36 protein-coding genes and 4 pseudogenes are annotated in these 26,529 nt (G+C 36.2%); 16 read left to right on the top strand and 24 right to left on the bottom strand.

The annotated features are described in order from the left end of the window. Positions 1–3: 3 nt before the first annotated feature. The 9 genes from trxB to lpxD form a co-directional block, all read right to left on the bottom strand. The gene (trxB, locus tag Bandiella_RS02400) at positions 4–942 is read right to left on the bottom strand and encodes a thioredoxin-disulfide reductase (RefSeq protein WP_323733229.1); all 939 of its coding nucleotides are present in this window, start codon (positions 940–942) and stop codon (positions 4–6) included. Positions 943–949: 7 nt separating this feature from the next. Next, on the bottom strand, positions 950–1,552 hold the full coding sequence (locus Bandiella_RS02405) for a peroxiredoxin (RefSeq protein ID WP_323733230.1): 603 nt from the start codon (positions 1,550–1,552) through the stop codon (positions 950–952). 451 nt (positions 1,553–2,003) lie between these two features. After that, positions 2,004–3,707 carry a 30S ribosomal protein S1 gene (locus Bandiella_RS02410; RefSeq protein ID WP_323733231.1) on the bottom strand — a complete coding sequence of 568 codons (1,704 nt, stop codon included), beginning with the start codon at positions 3,705–3,707 and terminating at the stop codon, positions 2,004–2,006. A 19-nt stretch (positions 3,708–3,726) separates the two neighbouring features. Beyond that, positions 3,727–4,371 carry a (d)CMP kinase gene (gene cmk / locus Bandiella_RS02415; RefSeq protein ID WP_323733232.1) on the bottom strand — a complete coding sequence of 215 codons (645 nt, stop codon included), beginning with the start codon at positions 4,369–4,371 and terminating at the stop codon, positions 3,727–3,729. Next, complete coding sequence (gene ribB, locus Bandiella_RS02420; RefSeq protein ID WP_323733233.1) at positions 4,368–4,982, bottom strand: 3,4-dihydroxy-2-butanone-4-phosphate synthase; 615 nt, start codon at positions 4,980–4,982, stop codon at positions 4,368–4,370. The genes cmk and ribB overlap by 4 nt, the downstream gene beginning before the upstream one ends. A 3-nt stretch (positions 4,983–4,985) precedes the next feature. Beyond that, entirely contained in the window at positions 4,986–5,801 is an 816-nt protein-coding gene (locus tag Bandiella_RS02425; protein WP_323733234.1) for an LpxI family protein, read from the bottom strand. After that, entirely contained in the window at positions 5,801–6,604 is an 804-nt protein-coding gene (gene lpxA, locus Bandiella_RS02430; protein WP_323733235.1) for an acyl-ACP--UDP-N-acetylglucosamine O-acyltransferase, read from the bottom strand. The genes Bandiella_RS02425 and lpxA overlap by 1 nt, the downstream gene beginning before the upstream one ends. Positions 6,605–6,627: 23 nt before the next feature. Then, positions 6,628–7,065, bottom strand: coding sequence for a 3-hydroxyacyl-ACP dehydratase FabZ (gene fabZ / locus Bandiella_RS02435; RefSeq protein ID WP_323733236.1), 438 nt, complete (start codon positions 7,063–7,065; stop codon positions 6,628–6,630). Continuing rightward, positions 7,065–8,078 carry a UDP-3-O-(3-hydroxymyristoyl)glucosamine N-acyltransferase gene (gene lpxD / locus Bandiella_RS02440; RefSeq protein ID WP_323733237.1) on the bottom strand — a complete coding sequence of 338 codons (1,014 nt, stop codon included), beginning with the start codon at positions 8,076–8,078 and terminating at the stop codon, positions 7,065–7,067. Before lpxD ends, fabZ begins: the two co-directional genes overlap by 1 nt. Positions 8,079–8,195: 117 nt before the next feature. Between lpxD and Bandiella_RS02445 the strand changes: the two genes are divergently transcribed. The 7 genes and pseudogenes from Bandiella_RS02445 to Bandiella_RS02475 all read left to right on the top strand — a co-directional run bounded on the left by Bandiella_RS02445 (position 8,196) and on the right by Bandiella_RS02475 (position 11,436). Further along, positions 8,196–8,672, top strand: a complete 477-nt coding sequence (locus Bandiella_RS02445; protein WP_323733238.1) for a hypothetical protein — start codon at positions 8,196–8,198, stop codon at positions 8,670–8,672. 36 nt (positions 8,673–8,708) lie between these two features. After that, positions 8,709–9,044 carry a hypothetical protein gene (locus Bandiella_RS02450; RefSeq protein WP_323733239.1) on the top strand — a complete coding sequence of 112 codons (336 nt, stop codon included), beginning with the start codon at positions 8,709–8,711 and terminating at the stop codon, positions 9,042–9,044. Between the two features lie 45 nt (positions 9,045–9,089). After that, positions 9,090–9,362, top strand: coding sequence for a hypothetical protein (locus Bandiella_RS02455; protein WP_323733240.1), 273 nt, complete (start codon positions 9,090–9,092; stop codon positions 9,360–9,362). Between the two features lie 80 nt (positions 9,363–9,442). Beyond that, positions 9,443–9,700, top strand: a complete 258-nt coding sequence (locus tag Bandiella_RS02460) for a hypothetical protein (protein ID WP_323733241.1) — start codon at positions 9,443–9,445, stop codon at positions 9,698–9,700. 202 nt (positions 9,701–9,902) lie between these two features. Then, positions 9,903–10,376: an IS1/IS1595 family N-terminal zinc-binding domain-containing protein gene (locus tag Bandiella_RS02465; protein WP_323733242.1), complete on the top strand. Its 474-nt coding sequence runs from the start codon at positions 9,903–9,905 to the stop codon at positions 10,374–10,376. After that, on the top strand, positions 10,280–10,642 hold the full coding sequence (locus Bandiella_RS02470) for an IS1 family transposase (protein WP_323733383.1): 363 nt from the start codon (positions 10,280–10,282) through the stop codon (positions 10,640–10,642). Before Bandiella_RS02465 ends, Bandiella_RS02470 begins: the two co-directional genes overlap by 97 nt. A gap of 30 nt (positions 10,643–10,672) precedes the next feature. Next, positions 10,673–11,436: pseudogene (locus tag Bandiella_RS02475) on the top strand (IS5 family transposase). 187 nt (positions 11,437–11,623) lie between these two features. Here the strand turns inward: Bandiella_RS02475 and Bandiella_RS02480 are convergent. Next, positions 11,624–12,387: pseudogene (locus Bandiella_RS02480) on the bottom strand (IS5 family transposase). Between the two features lie 305 nt (positions 12,388–12,692). Between Bandiella_RS02480 and ruvA the strand changes: the two are divergent. Together ruvA and Bandiella_RS02490 are read left to right on the top strand one after the other, a co-directional pair. Further along, positions 12,693–13,304, top strand: coding sequence for a Holliday junction branch migration protein RuvA (gene ruvA, locus Bandiella_RS02485; RefSeq protein WP_323733243.1), 612 nt, complete (start codon positions 12,693–12,695; stop codon positions 13,302–13,304). 327 nt (positions 13,305–13,631) lie between these two features. Continuing rightward, complete coding sequence (locus tag Bandiella_RS02490; protein ID WP_323733244.1) at positions 13,632–14,186, top strand: adenylyltransferase/cytidyltransferase family protein; 555 nt, start codon at positions 13,632–13,634, stop codon at positions 14,184–14,186. A 38-nt stretch (positions 14,187–14,224) separates the two neighbouring features. Here Bandiella_RS02490 and Bandiella_RS02495 read toward each other — a convergent pair whose 3' ends face one another. The 5 genes from Bandiella_RS02495 to Bandiella_RS02515 all read right to left on the bottom strand — a co-directional run bounded on the left by Bandiella_RS02495 (position 14,225) and on the right by Bandiella_RS02515 (position 17,532). Then, on the bottom strand, positions 14,225–14,968 hold the full coding sequence (locus tag Bandiella_RS02495) for an aldo/keto reductase (RefSeq protein WP_323733384.1): 744 nt from the start codon (positions 14,966–14,968) through the stop codon (positions 14,225–14,227). Positions 14,969–14,992: 24 nt separating this feature from the next. Further along, positions 14,993–15,755, bottom strand: a protein-coding gene (locus Bandiella_RS02500; protein WP_323733245.1) for an IS5 family transposase whose coding sequence is annotated in 2 segments (ribosomal slippage) — positions 14,993–15,389 and positions 15,388–15,755 — 765 coding nt in all. Because the reading frame shifts where the segments join, the coding sequence is not laid out codon by codon here. A 30-nt stretch (positions 15,756–15,785) separates the two neighbouring features. Further along, entirely contained in the window at positions 15,786–16,397 is a 612-nt protein-coding gene (locus Bandiella_RS02505; protein WP_323733246.1) for a TIGR04076 family protein, read from the bottom strand. Continuing rightward, positions 16,390–17,214: an MFS transporter gene (locus tag Bandiella_RS02510; RefSeq protein WP_323733247.1), complete on the bottom strand. Its 825-nt coding sequence runs from the start codon at positions 17,212–17,214 to the stop codon at positions 16,390–16,392. Before Bandiella_RS02510 ends, Bandiella_RS02505 begins: the two co-directional genes overlap by 8 nt. Before the next feature lie 9 nt (positions 17,215–17,223). Then, positions 17,224–17,532, bottom strand: a complete 309-nt coding sequence (locus tag Bandiella_RS02515) for an IS1 family transposase (RefSeq protein WP_323733248.1) — start codon at positions 17,530–17,532, stop codon at positions 17,224–17,226. Between the two features lie 46 nt (positions 17,533–17,578). Here Bandiella_RS02515 and Bandiella_RS02520 point away from each other — a divergent pair. Beyond that, positions 17,579–18,193: pseudogene (locus tag Bandiella_RS02520) on the top strand (IS5 family transposase); the annotation flags it as partial. Here the strand turns inward: Bandiella_RS02520 and Bandiella_RS02525 are convergent. Next, complete coding sequence (locus tag Bandiella_RS02525) at positions 18,080–18,574, bottom strand: IS1 family transposase (RefSeq protein ID WP_323733385.1); 495 nt, start codon at positions 18,572–18,574, stop codon at positions 18,080–18,082. The pseudogene Bandiella_RS02520 and the gene Bandiella_RS02525 overlap by 114 nt on opposite strands. After that, entirely contained in the window at positions 18,478–18,951 is a 474-nt protein-coding gene (locus Bandiella_RS02530) for an IS1/IS1595 family N-terminal zinc-binding domain-containing protein (protein ID WP_323732992.1), read from the bottom strand. Before Bandiella_RS02530 ends, Bandiella_RS02525 begins: the two co-directional genes overlap by 97 nt. A gap of 34 nt (positions 18,952–18,985) precedes the next feature. On the opposite strand from Bandiella_RS02530, the pseudogene Bandiella_RS02535 reads away from it, so the two are divergent. From Bandiella_RS02535 to Bandiella_RS07465, 4 genes and pseudogenes are all read left to right on the top strand, one after another. After that, positions 18,986–19,138: pseudogene (locus Bandiella_RS02535) on the top strand (IS5/IS1182 family transposase); the annotation flags it as partial. A gap of 248 nt (positions 19,139–19,386) precedes the next feature. After that, entirely contained in the window at positions 19,387–19,599 is a 213-nt protein-coding gene (locus Bandiella_RS02540) for a transposase-like zinc-binding domain-containing protein (RefSeq protein WP_323733023.1), read from the top strand. Positions 19,600–19,728: 129 nt separating this feature from the next. Further along, positions 19,729–19,860: a hypothetical protein gene (locus Bandiella_RS02545; protein WP_323732528.1), complete on the top strand. Its 132-nt coding sequence runs from the start codon at positions 19,729–19,731 to the stop codon at positions 19,858–19,860. After that, positions 19,809–20,420, top strand: a complete 612-nt coding sequence (locus Bandiella_RS07465; protein WP_407651260.1) for an IS1 family transposase — start codon at positions 19,809–19,811, stop codon at positions 20,418–20,420. Before Bandiella_RS02545 ends, Bandiella_RS07465 begins: the two co-directional genes overlap by 52 nt. On the opposite strand, the gene Bandiella_RS07470 is transcribed toward Bandiella_RS07465, so the two are convergent. Genes Bandiella_RS07470 through Bandiella_RS02570 form a run of 4 tightly spaced genes read right to left on the bottom strand, consistent with a single transcriptional unit; the run spans position 20,301 to position 22,971 of the window. Further along, a complete protein-coding gene (locus tag Bandiella_RS07470) occupies positions 20,301–20,729 on the bottom strand; it encodes an RDD family protein (RefSeq protein WP_407651261.1) in 429 nt (142 codons plus the stop codon). The two genes, Bandiella_RS07465 and Bandiella_RS07470, sit on opposite strands and share 120 nt — an antisense overlap. Continuing rightward, entirely contained in the window at positions 20,726–22,003 is a 1,278-nt protein-coding gene (gene serS / locus Bandiella_RS02560; protein ID WP_323733249.1) for a serine--tRNA ligase, read from the bottom strand. The genes Bandiella_RS07470 and serS overlap by 4 nt, the downstream gene beginning before the upstream one ends. Before the next feature lie 7 nt (positions 22,004–22,010). Continuing rightward, a complete protein-coding gene (gene tatC / locus Bandiella_RS02565) occupies positions 22,011–22,775 on the bottom strand; it encodes a twin-arginine translocase subunit TatC (protein WP_323733250.1) in 765 nt (254 codons plus the stop codon). After that, positions 22,744–22,971, bottom strand: coding sequence for a Sec-independent protein translocase subunit TatA/TatB (locus tag Bandiella_RS02570; RefSeq protein ID WP_323733251.1), 228 nt, complete (start codon positions 22,969–22,971; stop codon positions 22,744–22,746). The genes tatC and Bandiella_RS02570 overlap by 32 nt, the downstream gene beginning before the upstream one ends. An 88-nt stretch (positions 22,972–23,059) precedes the next feature. Here Bandiella_RS02570 and Bandiella_RS02575 point away from each other — a divergent pair, with 88 nt between their 5' ends. Together Bandiella_RS02575 and zapA are read left to right on the top strand one after the other, a co-directional pair. After that, the gene (locus tag Bandiella_RS02575) at positions 23,060–23,407 is read left to right on the top strand and encodes a hypothetical protein (RefSeq protein ID WP_323733252.1); all 348 of its coding nucleotides are present in this window, start codon (positions 23,060–23,062) and stop codon (positions 23,405–23,407) included. 7 nt (positions 23,408–23,414) lie between these two features. Continuing rightward, positions 23,415–23,732, top strand: coding sequence for a cell division protein ZapA (gene zapA, locus Bandiella_RS02580; RefSeq protein WP_323733253.1), 318 nt, complete (start codon positions 23,415–23,417; stop codon positions 23,730–23,732). Between the two features lie 41 nt (positions 23,733–23,773). Here zapA and Bandiella_RS02585 read toward each other — a convergent pair whose 3' ends face one another. From Bandiella_RS02585 to Bandiella_RS02595, 3 genes are all read right to left on the bottom strand, one after another. Continuing rightward, the gene (locus tag Bandiella_RS02585; protein WP_323733254.1) at positions 23,774–24,715 is read right to left on the bottom strand and encodes a biotin--[acetyl-CoA-carboxylase] ligase; all 942 of its coding nucleotides are present in this window, start codon (positions 24,713–24,715) and stop codon (positions 23,774–23,776) included. Further along, positions 24,712–25,941, bottom strand: a complete 1,230-nt coding sequence (gene ispG / locus Bandiella_RS02590; protein WP_323733255.1) for a flavodoxin-dependent (E)-4-hydroxy-3-methylbut-2-enyl-diphosphate synthase — start codon at positions 25,939–25,941, stop codon at positions 24,712–24,714. The genes Bandiella_RS02585 and ispG overlap by 4 nt, the downstream gene beginning before the upstream one ends. A 102-nt stretch (positions 25,942–26,043) precedes the next feature. Next, positions 26,044–26,379, bottom strand: a complete 336-nt coding sequence (locus tag Bandiella_RS02595) for a hypothetical protein (RefSeq protein ID WP_323733256.1) — start codon at positions 26,377–26,379, stop codon at positions 26,044–26,046. Positions 26,380–26,529: the final 150 nt, after the last annotated feature.

Genomic DNA, 26,529 nt, shown 5'->3' on the forward strand with positions numbered 1-26,529 from the left:
TTATTAAGATTCTAAAAATTTTGTGGCCTCAAGAGCTGCCATGCATCCAGTCCCAGCAGCAGTTACTGCCTGTCTGTAAATTTTATCCTGCACATCACCCGCAGCATAGATGCCCGGAATACTAGTGGCTGTACTATCTGGCGCAGTAATTATATAACCTTCTGCATCCATTTTAATTTTATCACGGAATAAATCGGTATTTGGCGCATGTCCAATTGCGATAAAAATCCCGTGCACCCTGACCTCACTGATTTTTCCGGTTTGGATATTTTTAATCCTTGCTCCCTCAACAGATAATGGGTTATCCGAACCTATAACTTCTTCCAATACGCTATCCCACATTATGCTAATTTTTGGATTTCCAAATAACCTTTCTTGTAGTATTTTTTCTGCCTTCAATTTGTCTCTACGATGAATTAAAGTAACTTTTGATGCATGATTGGTAAGATACAAAGCCTCTTCTACAGCTGTGTTACCACCACCTACCACTAGGACTTCTTTGTTTCTATAGAAAAAGCCATCACATGTTGCACATCCCGAAACACCAAAACCCATAAACTTTTTTTCTGAGTCGATACCAAGCCATTTAGCTTGCGCGCCGGTTGAAATAATTATTGTGTTTGCGATATACTTAACTCCATTTTCTCCAGTAGCAACAAATGGCGTTGTAAGATTATTTATATCAACTATCGTATCATTGAAGATTTTAGTGCCAAAATTTTCAGCCTGTTGCCTCATTTCCTCCATAAGCCATGGCCCCTGAATTGTTTTGGCGAAACCAGGATAATTTTCAACATCTGTGGTGATGGTGAGCTGCCCGCCCACTTGATATCCTGAAACTAGGACTGGTTCAAGAGAAGCTCTTGCTGCATATATAGCAGCACTATAACCTGCGGGCCCTGACCCCATAATTAAAACTTTTGTTCTGATTTCTTTTTGCATCTTTGTTTTAAATTTCGCTAGAGCTTTTGCTCAGATATTCTTTGATTCCAGAAGTGCTGGCCTTTATTGCCGTTTTCCCAGGTTTCCAATTGGCAGGACATACTTCGCCATGCTTTTGATGAAATGCCAAAGCATCAACCATTCGAATTGCTTCTTCAACGTTTCTTCCAAGTGGCAGATCGTTTACAAGCTGGTGTCTGATTACAAAATTCTCATCAATTAAAAATGTGCCCCTAAGAGCTATAGATTGGTTGATTAAAACATCGTAACTTCGTGCGATTTCTTTCGTTATATCAGAAACCAATGGGTATTTTATATGGCCAATTCCACCATTTTCCAAACTTGTATTTTTATATGCCAGGTGTGAGAAATGTGAGTCCACGCTTATTCCTATTACTTCCGTATTCCTGCTTTTGAATTCATCTATTTTTTTATCAAACGCTATTATCTCCGACGGGCACACAAAGGTGAAATCTAAAGGATAAAAAAACAAAATACCTTTTTTACCAGCTAAATATTTGCTTAACGTGAAAGTATCGTTTATTGAATTATCGCCCATTACTGTAACTGCTGTGAAATCTGGAGCTTTTTTGCCAATTAAAAAAGACATAACAATACCTCTAACTAAAAATTATATGTTCAGATTCAATATATTGTAGCCAATATAAAAATTCAAGTTAATGATGATAATATTCGTATATTTGATAGGTAAGGACATGGGGGTGAGATGTTTTGCTAACCACACGCAAGTTAGTAAAATTTAATTGATATAAGTGGTTAAAGTTTTGAAGGTTCTTTGCTGGCATTTACCATCAAATCCATAAGGTTTTCCACTAAGATTACTATTTTCTTACCGATTTCTTTCTCTTCTTAATTACCCTATTGCCTGTATTTTACTAATTTTGACGAGAGTACCTTCAAAAGAGTCATAAATATGAGCAATGAGCACACAAGAGTACTCAGAAGTTATGCAAAATGACTACACTAATTTTTTAACTTAACGGAGCACATGCAGCATACGAAATACTCTTCCCGCTCACTTTTAAAATGTTTCCTTCCTTCTATTTCCCTTTATTTTGTTGCTCTAAAGCTGCTCCTAATATATCACCTAGGCTAGCTCCGCTGTCCACAGAACCGTATTCAGCAATAGCTTTTTTCTCTTCATCTATTTCCAACGCTTTAACTGAAAGATTGAGCATTTTTTTGCTCTTGTCATAAGAAACAACCTTAGCATCAATCCTATCGTCAACTGTAAACCTTTCAGGTTTTTGTTGATCTTTATGTCTAGAGAGATCAAATCTTTTAACAAAACCCTTAACTCCCTCAGCTTCAACCACCAAACCATCTTTCGTAACTTCAAGCACTTTACATGTTATGATTTTCGATTTGACCAATTGGTCAACAACTTTTTGATGATCACCTTCTTGCAACTGCTTTATACTCACAGTAATACGCTCACGCTCCAGGTCAGAACTGAGAATAACACCCTTGATTGTATCACCAATTTTGTAATCCTTTAACGCATTTCTTGGGTTATCATCAAAGCTTATTTCAACTGCAGGCACAAGAATGTCCAGCTCACTTTCCTTATCTCCGTCGATCACATGAACAAATAAGCCAAAATCTGCAATTTTTTTAACCTTAGCCTCTACTACAGTTCCAATTGGATACTGAGTGGCAAACTGCTTCCAAGGGTTGTCCGTACATTGTTTTATGCTCAAACTAATCCTGTGTTTTTCTATGTCTATATCCAAAACAACTGTTTCAACTTCATCATTCACCTGAAGAAGCTTTGTCGGATGCGTATTTTTGGTATTCCAATCTATCTCGTTCAAATAAACCAGCCCTTCCACATCCTTTTGTAATTCGATGAACACACCATAGTCCAGAACGCTGGAAACCTTACCTTTGTGTTTTGTTCCAACAGCATATTTTTGCTCCAGACCTTTCCAAGGATTGTCAGATAATTGTTTTAACCCTAAAGACACTCTTTTTGTCTCTGCATTATATTTTGTAACAATAACTTTGATCTCTTGCCCCAAAGTTATTTTTTCAGAAGGATGTGTAATTTTGTTCCACGATATATCAGTAATGTGCAACAATCCATCAATATCACCCAAATCAACAAAAGCTCCATAAGCGGTTATATTTTTAACGGTACCATCAAAAATCATACCTTCCTTAATCCCTGCTAAAATTTCATCTTTAGCTTCTTTTCTTGACTCCTCTAGGATAGCACGCCTAGACACAACAACATTCCCTTGCTCTCTATCTATCTTTAGAACTTTAAAAGGTTGTTCGATGTCTATCAAAACAGAAATGTCTTTGACTGATCTTATATCAAGCTGACTACCTGGTAAAAAAGCCAGTATCCCTTCTATTTCCACCGCAAAACCACCTTTACTTACCTTGCCGATGATTTTTCCATTTACATTGTCGCCTTTGGCATAAATCTCTTCTAGCTTATTCCAAACTCTTTCTCTCTCTACTTTTTCCTTACTAAGTTGTGTACAACCATTTCTGCCTTCTACTCTTTCTATATAAACATCAACCTCATCACCAACCTTCACACCCTGACCAGCAAACTCATTAATAGAAATTCTTCCTTCACTTTTTAAGCCAACATCCACAAAAACTACATCTCCTAAGATCATAACAACCTTGCCTCTTACAATTGAAGACTCTTTTGGTTGATATTGTAACTTTTCTTCCAACAATTGAGCGAAGCTTTCTTTTGAGAAATTTGTTATACTTTCTATGTTCATATCTGTTTTATAAGTTCTATTAATTTGTTTGTTTTACTTTTTTGAGCACGATATCAAAAACTTCTTGCACACTTAGGTCTGTGGTATCTATTTCAAAAGAGTCATGCGCCTTCTTTAAAGGAGCAATACAACGCTCCTTATCTCGTTGATCTCTTGTTTTTAATTGCTCAAGCACTTGGGAGAATATAGCGTCTTTCTCCTTCTTTTGCAACTGATTATATCTTCTATTCGTTCTTTGTTCAAGTGAAGCGTCGAAAAAAAACTTAAAATCTGCTTTTGGGAACACCACTGTGCCAATGTCGCGCCCATCAACAACCACCCCTTTTTTGCCATTTGCAAAATTTCTTTGTACCATTAGTAGATGCTCCCTAACCTGTTTTTGTACAGCTATTTTAGAAGCAGCATCGCTTATTTCATTTGCATACAGTTCTTGTTCTCCAACATTTTTGTTAAAATCAATTGTATCAATTAACATGCATATTTTTTGTTCATCGTCAAAAGAGATGTTATGTTTTAGGCAATAATATGCCACTTTTCTGAACATTAACCCTGTATCTAAATAATCATACCCCAACTCCTTTGCAATTAACTTTGCAATGGTTCCTTTCCCTGAAGCAGCTGTACCATCAAACGCAATAATTACAGTCTTAGGAAAATTGTTCATTGCGATGGCTGAGCTTTTATGTATTGAACCAGTTTTTCCACACTGGAGATTTTTATATTATGGGTCTTGGCAAACTTAAAAAGGTCATCCCTTCTCGCCATTGTTCCATCGTCGTTGATGATTTCACAGATGACCATTACAGGTTTAAGCTTGGCAAGGTTAGCTATGTCTACAGCAGCTTCAGTGTGCCCTCTCCTTTCCAGAACCCCTTTTGGTTTTGCAACCACAGGATAAACATGTCCTGGCACTTTAAAGTCATCAACCGTGGAATTTTGTTCAACCAATTTCAAGATTGTATTGACTTTGTCTGCCGCTGACATACCAGTTGACCCACCTTTTTTGGCGTCAATTGAATAAGTAAATGCGGTTTCAAGTTCATCCACATTTCTTCTTGGATGAAGCTTCAGATCAAACTTATCCGCGGTTTTTTGATCAATCGCAACACATATCAAACCCCTGGCAAACATTATCATTAATTTTATTACTTCAACGCTTACGTACTCTGCAGGGATAATTATATCCCCTTCATTTTCTCTATCTTCATCATCTATAAGAATAAAAGGCTTGCCTAATTGAGCTTCTTTTATTATTTCCTCTATTGAATTAAACATAATTCACACTCCATAAATAAAAATTTTATTATCATCAGCAAGCTTTATGGTCTTTGCACTTGAGAGCATTATAGACTTTTTAGCTTCGACCACTATACCCTTATAGCCGTATTTTGCAATGTTTTTTATTGTATCTGGCCCAATACAAGGCAAATCCAACCTTTTATCTTGATGAGGTTTGCATAACTTTATCAAAACCCCACCTTCTTGCTCTTCCCTTAGTTCAGCGCACCTTTTTATCAAATTATTAGTACCTTCAGCAGCTTCCACCCCAAGCACCAAACCATTATTGATGATTAGTGCCTGCCCTATATCATGTCCCATTATCCCTCTTAGAATTTCCCCCCCTTTGTTTATATCCATACTGGCTTGTTCTGTAATTTCAACATTATTGATCAACCCGCTTTTTGATATCAGATTTTGGGCAATTATTTCTGGAGAGATCAAATTAAACCCCTCGTTTTCTATTGTTTTGATAATGGTTGAATAAATGCTACTATCATTAAAACCATGGCTTGCTATATGTTTTAAAATTGCCCTCCCAAATTTATCAAAGACCAATTTTGATAAATGTCTTCTATTTACTTTGCCTGCTATTACTATGTCATAAATACCTTCTTCCTTAAGATATTCAAAAATCATGCTAATTGCATAGGGGTGAAACAGATGGCATTTAACATCTGTAAAAATATCTTCATTCACTTCATCTTTCAAACCAATCACACAGCATTTAATATTTTGTGCAACACACTCATCATAAACTATTCTTGGCAGTATGCCCTGCCCTGCTATTATTGCTATACTATCGATTTTTTTCATTATTCATCAATACCATTTTGATGATTCGGCATGCAAACTGATCTCTTTTGGTTGGATTCCAAAAACATTATCACATCTTGTGATTCTTTTTCTTTAAAGCTGTTTTTAGCAAACTCTATTCTTTCATTAAAGCTTTTATCTTGATTATAAAAGATTTCCTTAAAGACATCTCTGATTGCAGAAATAGACTCTTTAGAAAAGTTATTCCTCCTCATCCCCACAACATTAATGCCTATAATCCTAGCTCTATCGCCAGCAACACTTGCAAACGGTGCAACATCATTCACAACTGCACTTACCCCGCCAATTATAGCAAATTTTCCAATCCTCACATGTTGATGAACCGCAGCAAGACCACCTATAATAACATTATCTCCTAACACAACATGTCCGCCAAGAGTTGCATTATTTGCCAATATCACGTTATTGCCAACTATACAATCATGCGCAATATGTGACCCTATCATAAACAGACAATTATCACCAACAACAGTCTCCATATTACCCAACAGCGTTCCAGTATTTATAGTGGTATACTCACGTATCACATTGTTTTTGCCAATAATAACGCGTGATTTCTCACCTTTATACTTCAAATCTTGTGGTGCACTACCAATCGATGCAAATGGGAAAATCTCTGTATTTTGTCCTATATGCGTTATACCGTCGATAACAACATGGGGATGCAGCTTTACACCCTCCCCCAGTTTAACATTCTTACCAACTATACAGTATGGACCAATCTCAACATTGGCATTGATATCAGCTCCATCTTCTATAATGGCAGTTTTATGTATTGTCATAAATAAAAATCTCCACTTAAATTTTATGCTAGCATTGCAGAAAACAGTGCATCAGCCACTCTTATACCATCTACTTTGGCTTCCCCACTCATTTTCCAGACATTTCTTCTGGCTTGCACCTGTTCCACATGAAGATACAAACTATCACCAGGTACAACAGGCTTTCTGAAATGCGCGTTTTCAATTGACATAAAGTATATAATTTTATCACCAATATCACCATCCACACTTTTAGCAGCAAAAACAGCAGCGGCCTGAGCCATAGCTTCTATAATCAAAACTCCAGGCATCACTGGTTTTTCTGGAAAATGACCGTTAAAAAAATTTTCATTAATGGTTACATTTTTTAAGGCAATTATTTTTTTAGCAGGTTCCAATTCCGTTATTTTATCCAACAACAAAAAAGGATACCTGTGTGGGATAATTTTTTTTATATCCAAAATATCTAACACATTCTTCATTAAACCTCCGATTTTTTAATTTGTTTTTTTAAAAATATATTTTGCCTATGCCAATCGTTAATCTTAATTGCGGGATATCCTGCAACCACACCACCCGCTTCTATATCATTAATTATCCCAGATTTCCCTGCAGCCATGGCTTTGTCTCCAACTTTTAAATGTCCTGCAATCCCAGTTTGCCCGCCAAGCATCACATTTTCACCAATTTTTGTACTGCCTGAAATCCCAGTCTGGGCAGCTATAATAGTGCCCCTGCCTATCTCAACATTATGTCCAATTTGCACCAGGTTGTCTATTTTACAATTATCCTTTATTACTGTATTTTCCAATGTCCCCTTATCTATACAAGTGTTAGCACCAATTTCTACGTTATTTCCTATTTCAACTATTCCAACATGCCTTATCTTTGGTCCACCTGGAATAAAGCCAAAGCCATCTTGTCCAATCCTAACACCGCTATATATATGGCATCCAGAGCCTATCATCGCGTATACAACCGTAACATTTGTGTCTATCCTTGTGTTATCACCAATCCTAACACCATCACCTATAACAGTGTTGCAGCCGATAAAAACACCATCGCCAATAATAGAATTTTTACCAATAATCACCCCTTCTAATATCACGCAATTACTTCCTACTCTTGCAGATGGCTTAACAACTGCCAATTCAGAAATATAGCTTTCACTTTTTCGTTGTGGATAAAATTTTTCTATCAAAAGCGCATATAAAAGCCGCGGGTTTTGCATGACTACTAAAGTAATATTTTTAGGAGCATACTCTTTATGTTCCTCTTTTAGGATACATACTCCGGCTTTTGTGGACCTTAAATCTTCTGTATATTTCACATTATAAAAGAAAGCGACTTCGCTTTTTTTAGCAGCAATAAGAGTTGACACACCACTTACCATTAGGCTGCTATCTCCTAAAATTTCAGCATCTATATTGATTTCTTCAATTAATTGCCCAAGTTGAAAAGGGCCTGACTTCTCATAAAAAAAGTCCTTTTGCATCGTTTGAATCACTTAAATTACTGGCATAATATCATTTATTATAACGATACTGGCAATTTGTCTATAAAAAAGCTCACCACCTTGTCCGGTAGGGAGTGTTGCCATAAGATAGATAAGATGGTTGATATTATGCACATCAGTGAAAAAGAATGGAATACATTGGCTTGTATCCCAGAAGATGAATTGGATAGAAAGGGGCTTGATATTACAGACACTCCGAGGAAAATCCCAGTCAACCATATGGTGGCGCTTAAAGATTGTTTTTTCTTGCGCCCAGCACTTAAGGACAAGGAATATTGCGATCATTGGCATGCTGATGATTGTTTGACTTTGGCAATACAGGATTATGTTTTAGAGCGCAAGGATATATTTGATAAAATAATCGCAATCTTAGAAAGACCTTGTGAATATATTCCAACCACGGAAAGCTTGGTAGAAAAAGGGGCAAAAAAATCTGATAATGGTATATGGGATAGAGCCAGGAAAAAGATGCATTGTGAAGACAAGCATAAAAAGCCATATACTATAGCTCTGCATGTAATGAATAAACATTGGGAAAGACGTTTCGCCATATTAATAAAAAGAAAGGATTAGATTATTGGGACTTTCAGTATTGGACAATTCAAAGACGTGAAGCTGACGGTTGGGGAGTTGTTCGTGAAGCACATCTACGACTCAGACAAAGGGTGGACTTTAGGGGCGAGTGTTAACTTCGCAAAAGGGGACAAAGCCGTGGGGATGAACAAATACAGGGCGGTGTTTGCAGGAAGAAGCGGCGGTGGGTATACATTCAGCACCATCGGTAAAGATGATGTTCATTGTACGGAAGATGGGAAGGTATGTGAAGTGACGAAGTCTAATCTGGATGCCAGCAAGCCTGGCAGCTTTGACTATGCGTACAACATTAAGGAGATCAGGGCGAAATTCAGCCAGATTGATGAGGGGACGAAGCAGAAAGCTGCATAGAACCTAAAGAGTGGGGACTTTATTGGTAATACGGTTGATGGCATGATGGATGCTCTTGGGGATGTGAAGGACGCGTTCAAATCCATCACCCCAGACTTCCTCTGGCCAAAGGATTCCGTAGTTGTTGAAGAACCACAAGTACCTCAGTCAGAGGAGCAACAGGAGGAAGAAGAGGAGCCGGAAGAAAAAGCTGCTGCAAAAAAGAAGCAAAGGTCAGCAGGCAAAAAATCTTCACAAAATGATAATGAAAATGATGAAGAGCTTAAGAAGACGCAAGAGGAGCCCATGCTATACCAAAAAAAGCAGCTGATGAGATAGATGCGCTGAATGACCAAGTAGATAGTAGTAATGACATATCTGGTGCTGAAAAGAGTGCGTTTAGGCTATATATGGCAGGTATGAAAGCAGATATAGCAGAGATAGTGGATGATGCTGCAGAAGGGGGGATTAGGAATGCTGCAGTGGTATATAACAAAGCCAAGGTAGAGTATCTGGCTTTTGCAGCAGAGTATCCAAATTTGACAGAGTATGGAATGTCTGTTTTGATGATTGGTGTAAAAACCATAGCAACATTTGGAACCGGGTTGTTGCCCGCAATTGCTACAGAAACAAGTGGGCACTTAAGTGCGGCGGCGATTAATGAATTGTTTGGGTAGGATATCCATAAAGGATTTGTTGCGGCAAGGCAAAAAAGTGGGGAGAAGCTGAGGGAGAAGTATCCAAACTTGTCTGTTGCCGAGAGCGAGGATTTTGCTGAAATGGGTTTGATGTGTGCAGTGCTTGCTGTAGGCGCCAAATCGATGATCAAGGATTAAAGAAAATTTGGGAGTGTTGCCATAAGATAGATAAGATGCTAAAATGAATATAGCGAGCAACAAAGAAAATAGAGATATGAATACAGAGTGTAAAAAATGCAGTAGCAGTAAATACGTTAAGAATGGTAATATTAGGGGTATGCAAAGGTATAAATGCAAAGAGTGTGGATGTAATTTTACAAGCACTAAATTAAGAGGCTGTTCGCCAGAGATGAAGGCTCTGGCAGTGTTATTGTACAGCATGGGGAAAAGTAGCTTTAGATGGCTAGGGAAATTATTTAAAGTAGCTCATACTAGCGTATATAAGTGGATAATACTGTATGCTAAAAAGATACCAAGACCAACAGTGCCGGAAGAATTGAGAGAAGTTGAAACAGATGAGATGTGGCATTTTGTAGATTCAAAAAAAACAAATTATGGATATGGAAAGCCTATAGTAGGGAGCTCAAGAGAGTTGTTGCCTGGGTGGTTGGTAAGCGTAACGTTACAACCTTTAGAAAATTGTGGAAAATCATAAGTAGAGATAATTGCACTTATTACACAGACGATTGGTCTGTTTATTCAGAGGTTATACCTCGCCATCAACATGTTGTTGGCAAACAACATACACTCTCAATTGAGTCCAATAACTCAAACACAAGGCACAGAATTGCAAGAATGACCAGAAAAACAAAGGTAGTTTCAAAATCTGAAGAAGTTGTCGATCTTACGATTAAGCTCTGGGTACATTTTGAGGATAACAATAATTTCCTAGATAGTGTCGTCATGAGATTTGTGGTATAATATGAAAGAAAAGATAAATCAGGAGTAAAAATGGATTTAGGGCTACATAGGCATGATATAACAGATAATATGTGGGATTTGATAAAGGATCATTTGCCAGGAAGGGAAGGTACGTGGGGAGGTTTGGCACATAATAACAGAAGATTCATTAACGCAGTATTTTGGATATTAAGAACAGGTTCTCCCTGGAGAGATTTGCCTTCAGAATATGGAGGATGGAAAAATACACATAAAAGATTTTGCAGATGGAGAGACAAAAGGATATGGGAGGCTTTATTGGAGATATTTGTGAAAGAACCTGATATGGAATGATTAATGATAGACGCAAGTCATAGTAAAGTGCATCCACATGCTTCAGGTGCAAAAGGCGGCAATCAAGATATGAGTCGTACAAAAGGGGGCTCAATACAAAGATTCACCTTGCCGTGGATTCACATGGTATGCCACTCAAAGTTATTGTCACAAAAGGCTCAGAAGCTGATTGCAAGCAGGCTGTTAATCTTATTGAAGAGATGAAAGCTGAGTACTTACTAGCCGACAGAGGGTACGATGCTAATTACATAATTGACCATGCCCAAGAATTGGGCATGAGAGTTGTTATTCCTCCTAAAAAGAACAGAATCACCCAGAGAAAATACAATAAAGATTTATATAAAATAAGGCATATTGTAGAAAACACCTTTCTTCATCTTAAAAGATGGAGGGGAATTGCAACCAGATATGCTAAAAATTCAGCTTCTTTCCTTGCCGCAATTCAGATTAGATGCTTATCTCTTTGGCTTAAAATCTCATGACGACATTATCTAAGTGAGCAGGGCAATTTTATATCTATCTTTGGCTAACACTCTGGAAAATTTATACAGCTCCCTCAGAACAAGTGGCAGCCCTAGAATTGCAAGACTTTGCCGAAAAATGGGATAAAAAATATCCTGTTATTTCCGATATTTGGAAAAGAAATTGGTCGGGAATTAGATAATGTCGTCATGAGATTTTAAGCCAAAGAGATAAGCATCTAATCTGAATTGCGGCAAGAAAAGAAGCTGAATTTTTAGCATATCTGGTTGCAATTCCCCTCCATCTTTTAAGATGAAGAAAGGTGTTTTCTACAATATGCCTTATTTTGTATAAATCTTTATTGTATTTTCTCTGGGTGATTCTGTTCTTTTTAGGAGGAATAACAACTCTCATGCCCAATTCTTGGGCATGGTCAATTATGTAATTAGCATCGTACCCTCTGTCGGCTAGTAAGTACTCAGCTTTCATCTCTTCAATAAGATTAACAGCCTGCTTGCAATCAGCTTCTGAGCCTTTTGTGACAATAACTTTGAGTGGCATACCATGTGAATCCACGGCAAGGTGAATCTTTGTATTGAGCCCCCTTTTGTACGACTCATATCTTGATTGCCGCCTTTTGCACCTGAAGCATGTGGATGCACTTTACTATGACTTGCGTCTATCATTAATCATTCCATATCAGGTTCTTTCACAAATATCTCCAATAAAGCCTCCCATATCCTTTTGTCTCTCCATCTGCAAAATCTTTTATGTGTATTTTTCCATCCTCCATATTCTGAAGGCAAATCTCTCCAGGGAGAACCTGTTCTTAATATCCAAAATACTGCGTTAATGAATCTTCTGTTATTATGTGCCAAACCTCCCCACGTACCTTCCCTTCCTGGCAAATGATCCTTTATCAAATCCCACATATTATCTGTTATATCATGCCTATGTAGCCCTAAATCCATTTTTACTCCTGATTTGTCTTTTCTTTCATATTATATCACAAATCTCATGACGACACTATCTAGGAAATTATTCGCCTTCCCTGATGAAATTAGAAAAGTGATCTATACGACAAACAATATTAAATCAGCAAATCGGTAAATTAGAAAAACAGATAGAATTTTCAATTGGGTATGACTTTTGGGGTTACTTCACTCTCATTTATTTATAGCCATACATTTCAGCTATATCTTTAATTTATTAGAGGTATATGGGAAGTTTTTGTGCTACAATCAACACATGTTCGGTAAGTATATAGTGGTTTTTTATGATTGGTAGACTTTCAGGGAAAGTTAGTGAGCTGGGATCTGATTATGTTGTCGTTGATGTTGGTGGAGTGGGATATATTGTATTTTGTTCCAGTAAGATAATTTGCAAGTATAATGTGAATGACGAAATTGAACTAATCACTCAAACAATTGTTAAAGAGAACGATATTAGTATTTTCGGCTTTGCAACCAACATAGATAAAGAATTTTTCAACCATCTCTTAACCATTCAAGGTGTGGGAGCAAAACTTGCCCAGACTGTGATAGGTGGTCTTACTATTGACGAAATTATAGAAGCAGTTCAAACAGAGGATGACAGTAAGTTTACTAGAATTAATGGTGTTGGACCTAAGCTTGCAGCAAGGCTTGTTAATGAGTTAAAAAGCAAAAAATTCATAAGCAAACTGCAAATGATCAAATCTAAAACTGATATAGAAAAAATAGTTGGAGTTGAGCCTATGCCTAAAATCTTGGACGCTAAATCGGTGCTTGTAAATTTAGGTTACAATAATATTAAGATAAACCACGTAATTCACGAGATCATATCAATGCACGGTGATATAGATTTAGAAGAACTAATAAAATTAGGAATTAAAAAACTTTCTGCTTAACACACACCTCAAACAAATTAAGAATTGGAAAATGTATAAGCGACATATATACTCCGATAACTTGAAAAATTGGCGTCAAAATACTTCGGACTTCGCATTTCGTCACGTACTTTTATACGCTCCTCATGCTCATCACTCGTATTCCTCGCTTTTTCCCAAGTTCTCTGTCGTCTATAAATTTCATCAACTCTTGATTTACGAGAGGTATATCTTGAAAAAAGCTAGGCCATGAGCGATGAGCATCAGGATTGTACAAGAGTACGTGATGAAATGCCTCAGTCCGATATATGACTACGCTAACTTTTTAGGTTATCAGAGTAGATATTTATGAAATACGATTATTTAGTTTTTATAGGTAGGTTTCAACCTTTTCATAATGGCCACAAGCATGTCATTAAAGAGGGGCTTAAAATTGCAAAAAAAATTATAGTGTTTTGTGGGTCTGCCAATCAACCCAAAAGCGCTAAGAATCCTTGGAGTTATAAAGAAAGACGTTATTTTATTTTAAAAAGCTTTGATGAAACAACATTGAGACGGTTGTGTGTCAAGCCATCAAACGACTATCCAAATGATAAGACATGGGTAGAAGAAGTTGAAAAGAAAGTTGGAAAAATAGTAAAAAAAGGTACCACGAATGCTAGCATCGCGTTAATTGGATGCGACAAAGATCAAAGTTCGTACTATTTAAAGTTATTTACAAAATGGAAATTAATAGAAATCCAACATTTTAAAAAAATCAACGCAACTCATATCAGAGATATATATTGCGCCATAAAAGATAATGAACAAGTAATCAGTGCAATCAAAAACTTGGTACCCAAAGAAGTTCTTATGTTTTTAATTAGACCGAAAGTTAGAGACCGGATAAAAATGGTAAGGTAAATCTAACTTTTTGGAAGTATCCTTAGCTAGGTTCAGAGTTAGTCCAGTATACTACTATTTAGATTATATCGCATTATGGATGCATGTTTTGTATCAAAATCACGTTCTAAATCATATACATCCCCTGATAAATAAGCTGTGCTATATTGTTTGATCATACCCAACTCTTCGTTCGATAACGTAAACCCCTCCAGGGAATGTAATATATTATGATGAAAACCAGCGCTAATGCCAAGAATCAATGAATCTGCTTCAGTATATCGCAACATATAAAGCGTTATCAGTTCTATCGTGGATAATTGATATTTATCAGCAATCCTAACGATAACTGAAAGTAATTGTTGAAATTTTTCCCATCCACCAAATTCATCAATAATTAATTGATATTTAACCAAGGATCTGTTTTCTAAGGTGTTAGGTTGATCTTTCCCAAGCCATTTTTTAGTCAAAAAACCACCAGCCAGCGTGCCATAACAAAAAACCTTGATTTTATGGGTTTTAGCGTATTTTATCAGACCATTCTCTGGTCTTTTATCTAAAAGAGAATATTGTACTTGAATTGATTCTATCTCTATGCGGCCTTCTTCCACAATCCTGCTTAAGTGTTGCGTGTTAAAGTTGGTTAAACCAATTTTTTGAATCAATCCCTGCTGTTTGAGTGCTTGTAAAATTTTTAGAGCTTCTAAGTAGTCACCAACATTATAGTCCCACCAATGAAACTGGACTAAATCTAATGAATCCACCTGTAACCGTTCACAAGAACGTTTAATAATATTTATAATTTGTGCTTCATCTAGATAATGTCGTCATGAGATTTTAAGCCAAAGAGATAAGCATCTAATCTGAATTGCGGCAAGGAAAGAAGCTGAATTTTTAGCATATCTGGTTGCAATTCCCCTCCATCTTTTAAGATGAAGAAAGGTGTTTTCTACAATATGCCTTATTTTGTATAAATCTTTATCGTATTTTCTCTGGGTGATTCTGTTCTTTTTAGGAGGAATAACAACTCTCATGCCCAATTCTTGGGCATGGTCAATTATGTAATTAGCATCGTACCCTCTGTCGGCTAGTAAGTACTCAGCTTTCATCTCTTCAATAAGATTAACAGCCTGCTTGCAATCAGCTTCTGAGCCTTTTGTGATAATAACTTTGAGTGGCATACCATGTGAATCCACGGCAAGGTGAATCTTTGTATTGAGCCCCCTTTGTACGACTCATATCTTGATTGCCGCCTTTTGCACCTGAAGCATGTGGATGCACTTTACTATGACTTGCGTCTATCATTAACCATTCCATATCAGGTTCTTTCACAAATATCTCCAATAAAGCCTCCCATATCCTTTTGTCTCTCCATCTGCAAAATCTTTTATGTGTATTTTTCCATCCTCCATATTCTGAAGGCAAATCTCTCCAGGGAGAACCTGTTCTTAATATCCAAAATACTGCGTTAATGAATCTTCTGTTATTATGTGCCAAACCTCCCCACGTACCCTCCCTTCCTGGCAAATGATCCTTTATCAAATCCCACATATTATCTGTTATATCATGCCTATGTAGCCCTAAATCCATTTTTACTCCTGATTTATCTTTTCTTTCATATTATACCACAAATCTCATGACGACACTATCTAAGTTTGCCAAGCTATTTAAATCCGGGACAAATTTAGTATGTATACGAATCTCATGTCCATTTTCTTTTGCCAATTTTTTAAAATTTCCCATACGTTCTTCAACGCCAGTATAAATATCGGCACAATCAAAAGTATTAAGCCCTGCATTTACATACCTTAGCAACAAATTGTCATCATATTTTTTAGGGTTTTTTCCATGTTCTAATGATAACTGCCAACATCCATTAATAATCTTAGGCACTTTGTGAACAAGTTCTACTTTTGTGACTTCATGATGCATAAAAGTACGTTTCTTTGGTAACCTAACTATTTTGAACAACCCTCCACAATGTGGGTCTGGACACGCAACATAATGATCTGTGCTCATCCAATCATATTCCTCTGTTTCACGTTGTTTAGCTGGTAATATTGGTATCAATGCTGCTAAGCTATATATCGGAAACGTTATTCCCTCTGGAAAAATTATATTCTCTCCAGAAAGAATAAAGTAACTTCCTTTTGGATGATTGCAAACCATAGGCTTGCCTTTTTGCTGATGTACTTCGATCTTAAGATCATATAATTGAAAAGATTTAACCATTATCACGTATACCAATAGTAGAAACAAACCCTAAAGTTGCAAACACTGCAATTAAACCAGTTGTTCCATATATGCTAAAATTATTATAGAAAAAATCATTGAGTATTGGCATAAATGCAGCAGTAATAGATACTCCTATGCCATAGCTAAATGATACATGCGTATTACGTACATTGATTGTAAAAAAACTACATATCATTTTCGGTGTGGGCATACAGAATATAATATGAGTTAATGTGACCAGCAGCTGTGCAATCATAAAGATTTTTATATTTTCACTATGATAGCCGAAAATTAGTGCCGGAATACCTATGCAAATTGTAGCTATGGAGCCAGTACGCATTATTCTAACGATAGGTATAGAATAACGATCACTTATGATACCTACAATAGGTAGGAATATTACCCACACAAGATGTAATACTAAATTAATAAAAAATACTGTTTGCATATCAATCGCGAACTTTTGTATTATAATTTTATTACAGTAGATCATAATGGTGAAGAATATAAATATCAAACATGAACTCGCAGCTATTACATTTAAATAACTGCATACCGTAGAATTACTACTATTATATTTACTAAAAATCATGTTTTTCGATTCTTTCTGCACATAAGTTTCTGTCAACATTGCGCGTCCCTTAAGTGAAAGCAATCCTATAAGCCCGGCAAGCATAAATATATGTTGAAATTTGTTACTACTTAAATAGGCGCAAATACAAGCAACTGCTCCTCCAAAATGAGTTGCTGCAATAAGTAATGATCCATAGAATAAGCGTCTGTTTTGACCTACTATTTCAAAAATATAAGTCATTGCAGAGTGTTAGCCAAAGATAGATATAAAATTGCCCTGCTCACTTAGGAAATTATTGTTATCCTCAAAATGTAGCCAGAGCTTAATCGTAAGATCGACAACTTCTTCAGATTTTGAAACTACCTTTGTTTTTCTGGTCATTCTTGCAATTCTGTGCCTTGTGTTTGAGTTATTGGACTCAATTGAGAGTGTATGTTGTTTGCCAACAACATGTTGATGGCGAGGTATAACCTCTGAATAAACAGACCAATCGTCTGTGTAATAAGTGCAATTATCTCTACTTATGATTTTCCACAATTTTCTAGATAGTGTCGTCATGAGATTTGTGGTATAATATGAAAGAAAAGATAAATCAGGAGTAAAAATGGATTTAGGGCTACATAGGCATGATATAACAGATAATATGTGGGATTTGATAAAGGATCATTTGCCAGGAAGGGAAGGTACGTGGGGAGGTTTGGCACATAATAACAGAAGATTCATTAACGCAGTATTTTGGATATTAAGAACAGGTTCTCCCTGGAGAGATTTGCCTTCAGAATATGGAGGATGGAAAAATACACATAAAAGATTTTGCAGATGGAGAGACAAAAGGATATGGGAGGCTTTATTGGAGATATTTGTGAAAGAACCTGATATGGAATGGTTAATGATAGACGCAAGTCATAGTAAAGTGCATCCACATGCTTCAGGTGCAAAAGGCGGCAATCAAGATATGAGTCGTACAAAAGGGGGGCTCAATACAAAGATTCACCTTGCCGTGGATTCACATGGTATGCCACTCAAAGTTATTGTCACAAAAGGCTCAGAAGCTGATTGCAAGCAGGCTGTTAATCTTATTGAAGAGATGAAAGCTGAGTACTTACTAGCCGACAGAGGGTACGATGCTAATTACATAATTGACCATGCCCAAGAATTGGGCATGAGCGTTGTTATTCCTCCTAAAAAGAACAGAATCACCCAGAGAAAATACAATAAAGATTTCAGAGTGTTGCCATAAGATAGATATAAAATTGCCCTGCTCACTTAGGAAATTATTGTTATCCTCAAAATGTACCCAGAGCTTAATCGTAAGATCGACAACTTCTTCAGATTTTGAAACTACCTTTGTTTTTCTGGTCATTCTTGCAATTCTGTGCCTTGTGTTTGAGTTATTGGACTCAATTGAGAGTGTATGTTGTTTGCCAACAACATGTTGATGGCGAGGTATAACCTCTGAATAAACAGACCAATCGTCTGTGTAATAAGTGCAATTATCTCTACTTATGATTTTCCACAATTTTCTAAAGGTTGTAACGTTACGCTTACCAACCACCCAGGCAACAACTCTCTTGAGCTCCCTACTATAGGCTTTCCATATCCATAATTTGTTTTTTTTGAATCTACAAAATGCCACATCTCATCTATTTCAACTTCTCTCAATTCTTCCGGCACTGTTGGTCTTGGTATCTTTTTAGCATACAGTATTATCCACTTATATACGCTAGTATGAGCTACTTTAAATAATTTCCCTAGCCATCTAAAGCTACTTTTTCCCATGCTGTACAATAACACTGCCAGAGCCTTCATCTCTGGCGAACAGCCTCTTAATTTAGTGTTTGTAAAATTACATCCACACTCTTTGCATTTATACCTTTGCATACCCCTAATATTACCATTCTTAACGTATTTACTGCTACTGCATTTTTTACACTCTGTATTCATATCTCTATTTTCTTTGTTGCTCGCTATATTCATTTTAGCATCTTATCTATCTTATGGCAACACTCCCAAAGATTTATATAAAATAAGGCATATTGTAGAAAACACCTTTCTTCATCTTAAAAGATGGAGGGGAATTGCAACCAGATATGCTAAAAATTCAGCTTCTTTCCTTGCCGCAATTCAGATTAGATGTTTATCTCTTTGGCTTAAAATCTCATGACGACATTATCTAGTATATATTTACAAAGTCCTGTGAAGAATAATGTGTGAGCTCTTTAAGTCGATAAAAAGCAAATCTTAGGAAGTAGAGTATGGGAGCGTTGAAAGATAAAATAAGGATAAATGTGATGGTTTGATTTAAGGAAGTTTGGACCATGGTCTAAAAAAATTAACAAAAAACTGGTTTCCCCAAGAATTCAAAAGATTTCTTTGAGGGGAGTGTTGCCATAAGATAGATAAGATGCTAAAATGAATATAGCGAGCAACAAAGAAAATAGAAATATGAATACAGAGTGTAAAAAATGCAGTAGCAGTAAATACGTTAAGAATGGTAACATTAGGGGTATGCAAAGGTATAAATGCAAAGAGTGTGGATGTAATTTTACAAGCACTAAATTAAGAGGCTGTTCGCCAGAGATGAAGGCTCTGGCAGTGTTATTGTACAGCATGGGAAAAAAGTAGCTTTAGATGGCTAGGGAAATTATTTAAAGTAGCTCATACTAGCGTATATAAGTGGATAATACTGTATGCTAAAAAGATACCAAGACCAACAGTGCCGGAAGAATTGAGAGAAGTTGAAATAGATGAGATGTGGCATTTTGTAGATTCAAAAAAACAAATTATGGATATGGAAAGCCTATAGTAGGGAGCTCAAGAGAGTTGTTGCCTGGGTGGTTGGTAAGCGTAACGTTACAACCTTTAGAAAATTGTGGAAAATCATAAGTAGAGATAATTGCACTTATTACACAGACGATTGGTCTGTTTATTCAGAGGTTATACCTCGCCATCAACATGTTGTTGGCAAACAACATACACTCTCAATTGAGTCCAATAACTCAAACACAAGGCACAGAATTGCAAGAATGACCAGAAAAACAAAGGTAGTTTCAAAATCTGAAGAAGTTGTCGATCTTACGATTAAGCTCTGGGTACATTTTGAGGATAACAATAATTTCCTAAGTGAGCAGGGCAATTTTATATCTATCTTATGGCAACACTCTGGTGTTTGTAAAATTACATCCACACTCTTTGCATTTATACCTTTGCATACCCCTAATATTACCATTCTTAACGTATTTACTGCTACTGCATTTTTTACACTCTGTATTCATATTTCTATTTTCTTTGTTGCTCGCTATATTCATTTTAGCATCTTATCTATCTTATGGCAACACTCCCTTAAGAAAATGTCCAAGCATTCTTTTTACCGCTTGTTTCGTGGTGATGGCTTGGTATGTATCAGCATCAACTATCTTGCAACGCATTATCAATTTTCCAACTGATGCCCCCATCTTAACCCAAAAGGACATGAAATATGTTAGCACACAAACAAGTAGTATAAATTGAATGATCAAATTTTTTGTACTACCAGCCACTTTAAACATAGTGCTGATAAACATCCAAAAGTCTATGTTTTTAGCTTGGCTAAGGCTTTGTGTTGCCTCAACCACGGGGGTATTTTCAGGTCCAAAAAAAAGAATAGTCAGCAGATTTGATATTGGGAAAAGTATAATTGTGATGAGTATCACATCAATACCAAATGCAATGATTTTTCTCTCAAAAGTAGCATATATATAGTTAATTTTGGTCATTTATAATTACATATAGTTGTTTGGTTTTGCATATATGGTTGTAGCTTGGTTGGGATGTTGACGCTGCCGTCCTCGTTCTGATAGTTTTCTAAGATAGCAACGATTGTTCTGCCCACAGCAAGCCCTGATCCATTTAATGTGTGAATAAAATGATTTTTCCCATCCATAACAGACTTGTAACGCGCCTTCATTCTTCTTGCCTGAAATTCTCCGCAATTAGAGCAACTTGAGATTTCTCTATATCTCTTTTCATACGGCAACCAAACTTCAATATCGTAGGTTTTTTGAGCACAAAACCCAATATCTTGCGAACATAGTAACATCGTTTTATATGGAAGCTCTAGCCTTTGCAATACTGTTTCAGCAGCATTCGTCATCCTGTCCAACTCATCTTTAGAGTTTTGAGGTAACACTAGGCTTACTAATTCCACTTTAGAAAACTGGTGTTGCCTGATCATCCCCCTCGTATCCCTCCCAGCGCTACCTGCCTCTGAACGGAAACATTGTGTATATCCAACATACCTAAGCGGCAATTCGTGTTCTGCCAATATCTCGTTGGAGACCATGCATACCAATGGCACTTCAGAAGTTGGAATCAACCTATATCCATTCGTTGTTTTAAAGGAATCTTCTTCGAATTTTGGCAATTGTCCGGCTTTGAGCATTGTTTCCTCAAGGACTAATGCTGGTGGAGCAATCTCATCGTAGTCAAATTCTTTTGTATGAATATCAATCATAAAATTGGCAAGCGCTCTTTCCAGTCTGACTAAATCTTTCTTCAATATAACAAACCTAGAGCCAGAAATTTTGGCTGCTGTTTGAAAATCCATAAGTTTCAGCCCCTCACCAATCTCATAATGTGAGCGTACATCAAATGTAAATTGCTTTGGTTGTCCGACAGAGCGTACCATTTTATTATCACTTTCACCCTCTCCATAATGCACATCTTCTTCCAAAACATTAGGAAGTGTTAACAAAAAATGTTCCAGTTTAGCTATTGCCTCATGTTTTTGTTGTTCAAGCACATGAATTTTGTGTTTTATTTCATATCCCTGCTCTTTCAGACTTGCATATTCCAAATCTGTTTGAGTTAAGCTAGACATTGTCTTAGCAATTTCATTTCTTTTATGTTGTAAATCTTGAAGTTTTTTGGTACTTTCCCTCGCTATTTCATCGATGAATAGAATCTCATCAGCGCATGGATGAATACCTCTATCTTTCATGCTTTTATCAAACACTTTCTTATTCTCTCGGATAAACTTTATGTCGTGCATATCTTACTTACTTTGGATTTACTTTTTTACAGCATAATATAGAAATTTCGTACAGCAACATCAAAGGAAGCGCAAGTATTATTTGGCTCAACACATCCGGTGGAGTTAATATTGCAGCTAATATAAAGATTAACACAATGGAATATCTTCTAAATTTTACCAACTGAGAAATAGTGATTATTTTCAGTTTTGTAAGCATTACCAACACAATTGGCAGCTGAAAAGCAATACCAAAACTTATGAATAACTCTATTACCAAATCCAAGTACTCGCTTATTTTTGCTTCCAACTTAATTGGGGTGCCGCTTAAATAATTTAAATTTTGAAAACTGGCAAAAAATCTCCAGGTAATTGGCATAACAACAAAATATACAAGAAACGCACCCATCATAAACAAAATTGGCGAAAAAATTAAATATGGGGCAACAATCACTTTCTCTTGTTTATATAACCCTGGGGCAACAAATTTGTAAAACTGAAAGAAAAAGAATGGTAACGTGAGAAAGATTGCAAAAATAAAAGAGATTTTTAATTCGGTAATAAAACCTTCTGTCAATTTTGTATATATAAAATGGAATTCTCCAGTTCCAATAAGGATAACCAAAGGCTTCGATAAAACAGCAAAAATATCCCAGGCAAATTGAAAGGTGACCACGGTGCTAACCATAAAGAAAATCACTATCTTTATAACTCGAGATTTTAGCTCCCAAAGATGCTCTTCAATGCTAAATTTCTTGAGGCTATGACTTTTTTCTTCTTTTTTTCTTTGCATTTTTTTGAAGAGAATTGTGTTTTTGTTCCCCAATTTCTTCTAAATCTAGGAGATTTTCCTGTAAAAGCTTTTGTGGATTTACACGATTGTTAAGGTTTTTTAGTTTAGCAAGAAGATTCAACATGTCCTTTGGCTTTAATACCAACATGGCAACAAGGAAAACAACAAGCAGTTCCATCAAAGATATGTCAAACATTTTGGATAAAATCTCTTGATAAGTTTGCTTAGGTATCGTATTTTAAGGAAAAACGTACCAACCAGAGATTACTACATAGTAACGCTTTATGCAAGAGAGTAAATCCATAGATACAAAACTATCCTTAGCGATACAAGAACTGCAGGAAGCTGCATCAAAAAAAATTGAGAATGCCAAGTATTTACAGAAACAAGTTACCGCACTAAGCATAGAAAACATCAAACTCAAGGATACCATCGCGATTTTAATGCAAAAACTTGAGGCTAGTTCCACCTCATTACCTTCTTCTCTTAAAGAAAGTAAAAAACTTGAAGTTTCTGGTGAATTACCGTTTCAGAATGTTGAGGAAGATCAACTATTAAGCAAAGGTAGCAGTGAGCATATTGATATATCTATAAGCCAGCTAAAAAAGTTAATAGGCAAAAATCCAAAATAAATTAATCATGCAAGAAGTTGAACTGAAAATAGGTAATATAGCTCTTAGGCTCTCTTATGAAGATCCAAAGAAATTGCTGGATTTAACAAACCAACTAAATAAAAGGGTTGAAACCCTAAAGCAAAACAATAATCTTTCTGATGCCAAAGCTATTTTTATTACAGCAATTTATCTTTTAGATGAAATTGAATCAATTAATAAGGAATTGCAAAAGTTAAAGGTAAATTTCTACGATAAATTTGAAAGTGAAAAGGAAAAGCTGGTTAAAAACTATGAGGCGATTATAGGGAAGATACAAGACGTTACAAGCCAATTAGAAAAGTAATTCTTGTTGCGTCTGGTTATATTGGTTTATGTTTTAATTCACTAGAGGGATATATCCCCGGAAGATATTGCAACTAGGCCATTACGATCTGTTTGCAGCAATAATTGCCCTATTGTATTTACCCCCTGATAAAGACCAGATATTGTGTTACCAGAATTTTCTATAGAAACCACTTTAGCAGTTAGATAGTCCAACTTATTCCATTCCTCAATAAAATGGCCAAAACCATACATCTCAAATTGCTTAATATATTTTATTAAATTGTCGATCAACAAGCTGCAAACCTTATTTCTATCAAAATGTTTTGAGGTTATTTTTTTCAGCGATGTCCAATTATTACTAATCACAGACTCCACCATGTTAACATTTATGCCAATACCTATTATAACTCTATACCCACCTACACTATTACCTATGGTCTCTATTATAACTCCTGAAATTTTATCATCTTTGAAGTAAACATCGTTTGGCCATTTGATCTTAAAATTTTGAGCTAAGCTTAGATCTTGCAATATTGCCAATATGCTAAGGCTTACCACCATGCTAAGGCCACTTAATCTTGATATATCTCCATTCATACAATATGCAATGGAAAGGTAAACATTTTGCGCAAAAGGTGAATACCAACTTCTTTTTAGCCTTCCTCTCCCATGAGATTGATGCTCTGCGATACAAACATAATATTCATAGCCATGCGTTGGGTCAACGGTTTTTAGATAATCATTCGTTGAACCGATTGACTCAAAAACCTCAACTTTTATCCCCGTTTTTTCAATTTTGCCCTTGTTTATAAGAATGATATCTTGATTAACTTGATAACCACGTTTTTTATTTGAGGTTATATCAACCCCATAATTGCGTAGTTTTTTGATGATTTTCAAAACAACACTTCTTGACACGCCAAGCTTTGCTGCTAATTCCATACCCGTCTTTCTCCCTTCAGACTGAAGCAAATGTAATAATTTATAAAGCAAATCGTTCATTCTAAGTCCAGATTCCTGCTGACATATTGATTTATGATGTCGATAAATTCACCTGTAATATTTTCCCCCCTCAATGTATGGGTTTTTTTAGCATCTGTGTATACAACAGCAACAGGGTTTTCGCCATCACCTGGTAAACTTATGCCAATATTGGCATGTTTACTTTCACCTGGTCCATTAACGATGCATCCCATCACAGCAATTTTTATGCCCCCTATTTTACTACACCTCCTTTTCCATATAGGCATGTTTTTATCAATATGACTTTGAATATCCTCAGCTAACTGCTGGAAATAATGGCTTGATGTTCTACCACATCCAGGACATGCAGAAATTTGTGGCGCAAAATCTCGCATTCCAAGTGACTGCAATACTTCTTGACATAATTTTACCTCTGTCACCCTTGATTCACCAACTTTTGGCGTAAGTGATGCTCTTATGGTATCGCCTATTCCTTCTTGTAATAATATGGAAAGTGCAGCTGTGGTTGCAGCAATACCCTTTATTCCAATCCCAGCCTCAGTTAGCCCCAGATGCAACGGATGCGTTGTTCTCTCGGATAGCTTTCTGTATACCGCTATCAAATCCTGAACTTTACTAAGTTTTGCAGACAAAATGAGTTTATCAGACGCAAGACCGATCTTTTTTGCTTTTTTTGCACTATCTATAGCTGAAAAGATCACGGCTTCTCTCATTATAAAATCTGCGGATTTTGGTTCTGGTTGTTTTGCGTTTTCATCCATCAAAAAGGCAACTAATTCCTGATCTAAACTTCCCCAGTTAACCCCTATCCTCACGGGCTTATCATATTTGATTGCCAATTCTATTATTTGCTCAAAATTTTTGTCTCGCTTGGCTTTAAAGCCAACATTCCCTGGGTTAATTCGATACTTATCTAAAGCTCTAGCGCATTCTGGCACCTCAAGCAATAATGTATGGCCATTGTAATGAAAACAACCAACTAACGGCACATTAACCCCATTATTCTTTAAATTTTCAACAATTTTAGGTACAGCTTTAGCTGCATCTGCGTCATTCACTGTGATCCTAACAATCTCCGAACCAGCATTATACAACTCAGTTATTTGATTGACAGTTGCACTTATATCTTTTGTTGGCGTATTAGTCATGGATTGTATAATAATTGGATTGTTACCGCCTATCATAACATCGCCAACTTTCACTATTTGTGTGTTTTTCCTAGCCACTCTTTGCAGCTCAACCATGATGCGCTTAAATAGATGCTTCTTTATATAGCGCCGATTGTAACAGATAAAGAAACGATGTCAAAACCATCTTTCACAGAAAAAACGTTAGGCAAATTAAAATTATATAACTCTACCAACTTTGGAAACATCCCTTTTGTCGTTACGCCATTTACAACAGTTGGCAAGAGCTTTTTTTACCTTCGACAGGACTTCTTTGTATTCTAAATCTGCTAAACAGCAAACCCTTTTAAAATCTTCATTACTTTTTTCATCTAACAACCACTTTAGCGCATCTATTTTCTGTTTTTTTGAATTGCTGGACGCATCCATCAAAGCTTGCGTTATAACCGCCCCCCATAAACTTCTAAACGCTGTCGTCTCCTTTTTACATAAATTATACGATGGGACATTAAATTCTACACTATGTTTTGCTCTTGTGTTATGGAAAATTTTCATATTTATATTCCTTATATAGGTTATTTGCAGGCTATAAAAGCAATGCTAATAAAAAATATACTACACGCTTTGAATTGCGCAAGTACAAAATAATAAAATATTTTCCAATATCAACCTGGGATTATAATTCCATCTAAGATGCTTTTATCC

The sequence above is a fragment of the Candidatus Bandiella woodruffii genome (assembly GCF_034359465.1).
In the GTDB taxonomy this organism is placed as follows: domain Bacteria; phylum Pseudomonadota; class Alphaproteobacteria; order Rickettsiales; family Midichloriaceae; genus NDG2.

Excerpts from the sequence above, each read along its gene's own strand:
- trxB (WP_323733229.1), bottom strand. The coding sequence starts at position 942 with ATGCAAAAAGAAATCAGAACAAAAGTTTTAATTATGGGGTCAGGGCCC.
- Bandiella_RS02405 (WP_323733230.1), bottom strand. The coding sequence starts at position 1,552 with ATGTCTTTTTTAATTGGCAAAAAAGCTCCAGATTTCACAGCAGTTACA.
- Bandiella_RS02410 (WP_323733231.1), bottom strand. The coding sequence starts at position 3,707 with ATGAACATAGAAAGTATAACAAATTTCTCAAAAGAAAGCTTCGCTCAA.
- cmk (WP_323733232.1), bottom strand. The coding sequence starts at position 4,371 with ATGAACAATTTTCCTAAGACTGTAATTATTGCGTTTGATGGTACAGCT.
- ribB (WP_323733233.1), bottom strand. The coding sequence starts at position 4,982 with ATGTTTAATTCAATAGAGGAAATAATAAAAGAAGCTCAATTAGGCAAG.
- Bandiella_RS02425 (WP_323733234.1), bottom strand. The coding sequence starts at position 5,801 with ATGAAAAAAATCGATAGTATAGCAATAATAGCAGGGCAGGGCATACTG.
- lpxA (WP_323733235.1), bottom strand. The coding sequence starts at position 6,604 with ATGACAATACATAAAACTGCCATTATAGAAGATGGAGCTGATATCAAT.
- fabZ (WP_323733236.1), bottom strand. The coding sequence starts at position 7,065 with ATGAAGAATGTGTTAGATATTTTGGATATAAAAAAAATTATCCCACAC.
- lpxD (WP_323733237.1), bottom strand. The coding sequence starts at position 8,078 with ATGCAAAAGGACTTTTTTTATGAGAAGTCAGGCCCTTTTCAACTTGGG.
- Bandiella_RS02445 (WP_323733238.1), top strand. The coding sequence starts at position 8,196 with ATGGTTGATATTATGCACATCAGTGAAAAAGAATGGAATACATTGGCT.
- Bandiella_RS02455 (WP_323733240.1), top strand. The coding sequence starts at position 9,090 with ATGGATGCTCTTGGGGATGTGAAGGACGCGTTCAAATCCATCACCCCA.
- Bandiella_RS02460 (WP_323733241.1), top strand. The coding sequence starts at position 9,443 with ATGAAAGCAGATATAGCAGAGATAGTGGATGATGCTGCAGAAGGGGGG.
- Bandiella_RS02465 (WP_323733242.1), top strand. The coding sequence starts at position 9,903 with ATGAATATAGCGAGCAACAAAGAAAATAGAGATATGAATACAGAGTGT.
- ruvA (WP_323733243.1), top strand. The coding sequence starts at position 12,693 with ATGATTGGTAGACTTTCAGGGAAAGTTAGTGAGCTGGGATCTGATTAT.
- Bandiella_RS02490 (WP_323733244.1), top strand. The coding sequence starts at position 13,632 with ATGAAATACGATTATTTAGTTTTTATAGGTAGGTTTCAACCTTTTCAT.
- Bandiella_RS02505 (WP_323733246.1), bottom strand. The coding sequence starts at position 16,397 with ATGGTTAAATCTTTTCAATTATATGATCTTAAGATCGAAGTACATCAG.
- Bandiella_RS02510 (WP_323733247.1), bottom strand. The coding sequence starts at position 17,214 with ATGACTTATATTTTTGAAATAGTAGGTCAAAACAGACGCTTATTCTAT.
- Bandiella_RS02515 (WP_323733248.1), bottom strand. The coding sequence starts at position 17,532 with ATGACGACACTATCTAGAAAATTGTGGAAAATCATAAGTAGAGATAAT.
- Bandiella_RS02530 (WP_323732992.1), bottom strand. The coding sequence starts at position 18,951 with ATGAATATAGCGAGCAACAAAGAAAATAGAGATATGAATACAGAGTGT.
- Bandiella_RS02540 (WP_323733023.1), top strand. The coding sequence starts at position 19,387 with ATGAATATAGCGAGCAACAAAGAAAATAGAAATATGAATACAGAGTGT.
- Bandiella_RS07470 (WP_407651261.1), bottom strand. The coding sequence starts at position 20,729 with ATGACCAAAATTAACTATATATATGCTACTTTTGAGAGAAAAATCATT.
- serS (WP_323733249.1), bottom strand. The coding sequence starts at position 22,003 with ATGCACGACATAAAGTTTATCCGAGAGAATAAGAAAGTGTTTGATAAA.
- tatC (WP_323733250.1), bottom strand. The coding sequence starts at position 22,775 with ATGCAAAGAAAAAAAGAAGAAAAAAGTCATAGCCTCAAGAAATTTAGC.
- Bandiella_RS02570 (WP_323733251.1), bottom strand. The coding sequence starts at position 22,971 with ATGTTTGACATATCTTTGATGGAACTGCTTGTTGTTTTCCTTGTTGCC.
- Bandiella_RS02575 (WP_323733252.1), top strand. The coding sequence starts at position 23,060 with ATGCAAGAGAGTAAATCCATAGATACAAAACTATCCTTAGCGATACAA.
- zapA (WP_323733253.1), top strand. The coding sequence starts at position 23,415 with ATGCAAGAAGTTGAACTGAAAATAGGTAATATAGCTCTTAGGCTCTCT.
- Bandiella_RS02585 (WP_323733254.1), bottom strand. The coding sequence starts at position 24,715 with ATGAACGATTTGCTTTATAAATTATTACATTTGCTTCAGTCTGAAGGG.
- ispG (WP_323733255.1), bottom strand. The coding sequence starts at position 25,941 with ATGGTTGAGCTGCAAAGAGTGGCTAGGAAAAACACACAAATAGTGAAA.
- Bandiella_RS02595 (WP_323733256.1), bottom strand. The coding sequence starts at position 26,379 with ATGAAAATTTTCCATAACACAAGAGCAAAACATAGTGTAGAATTTAAT.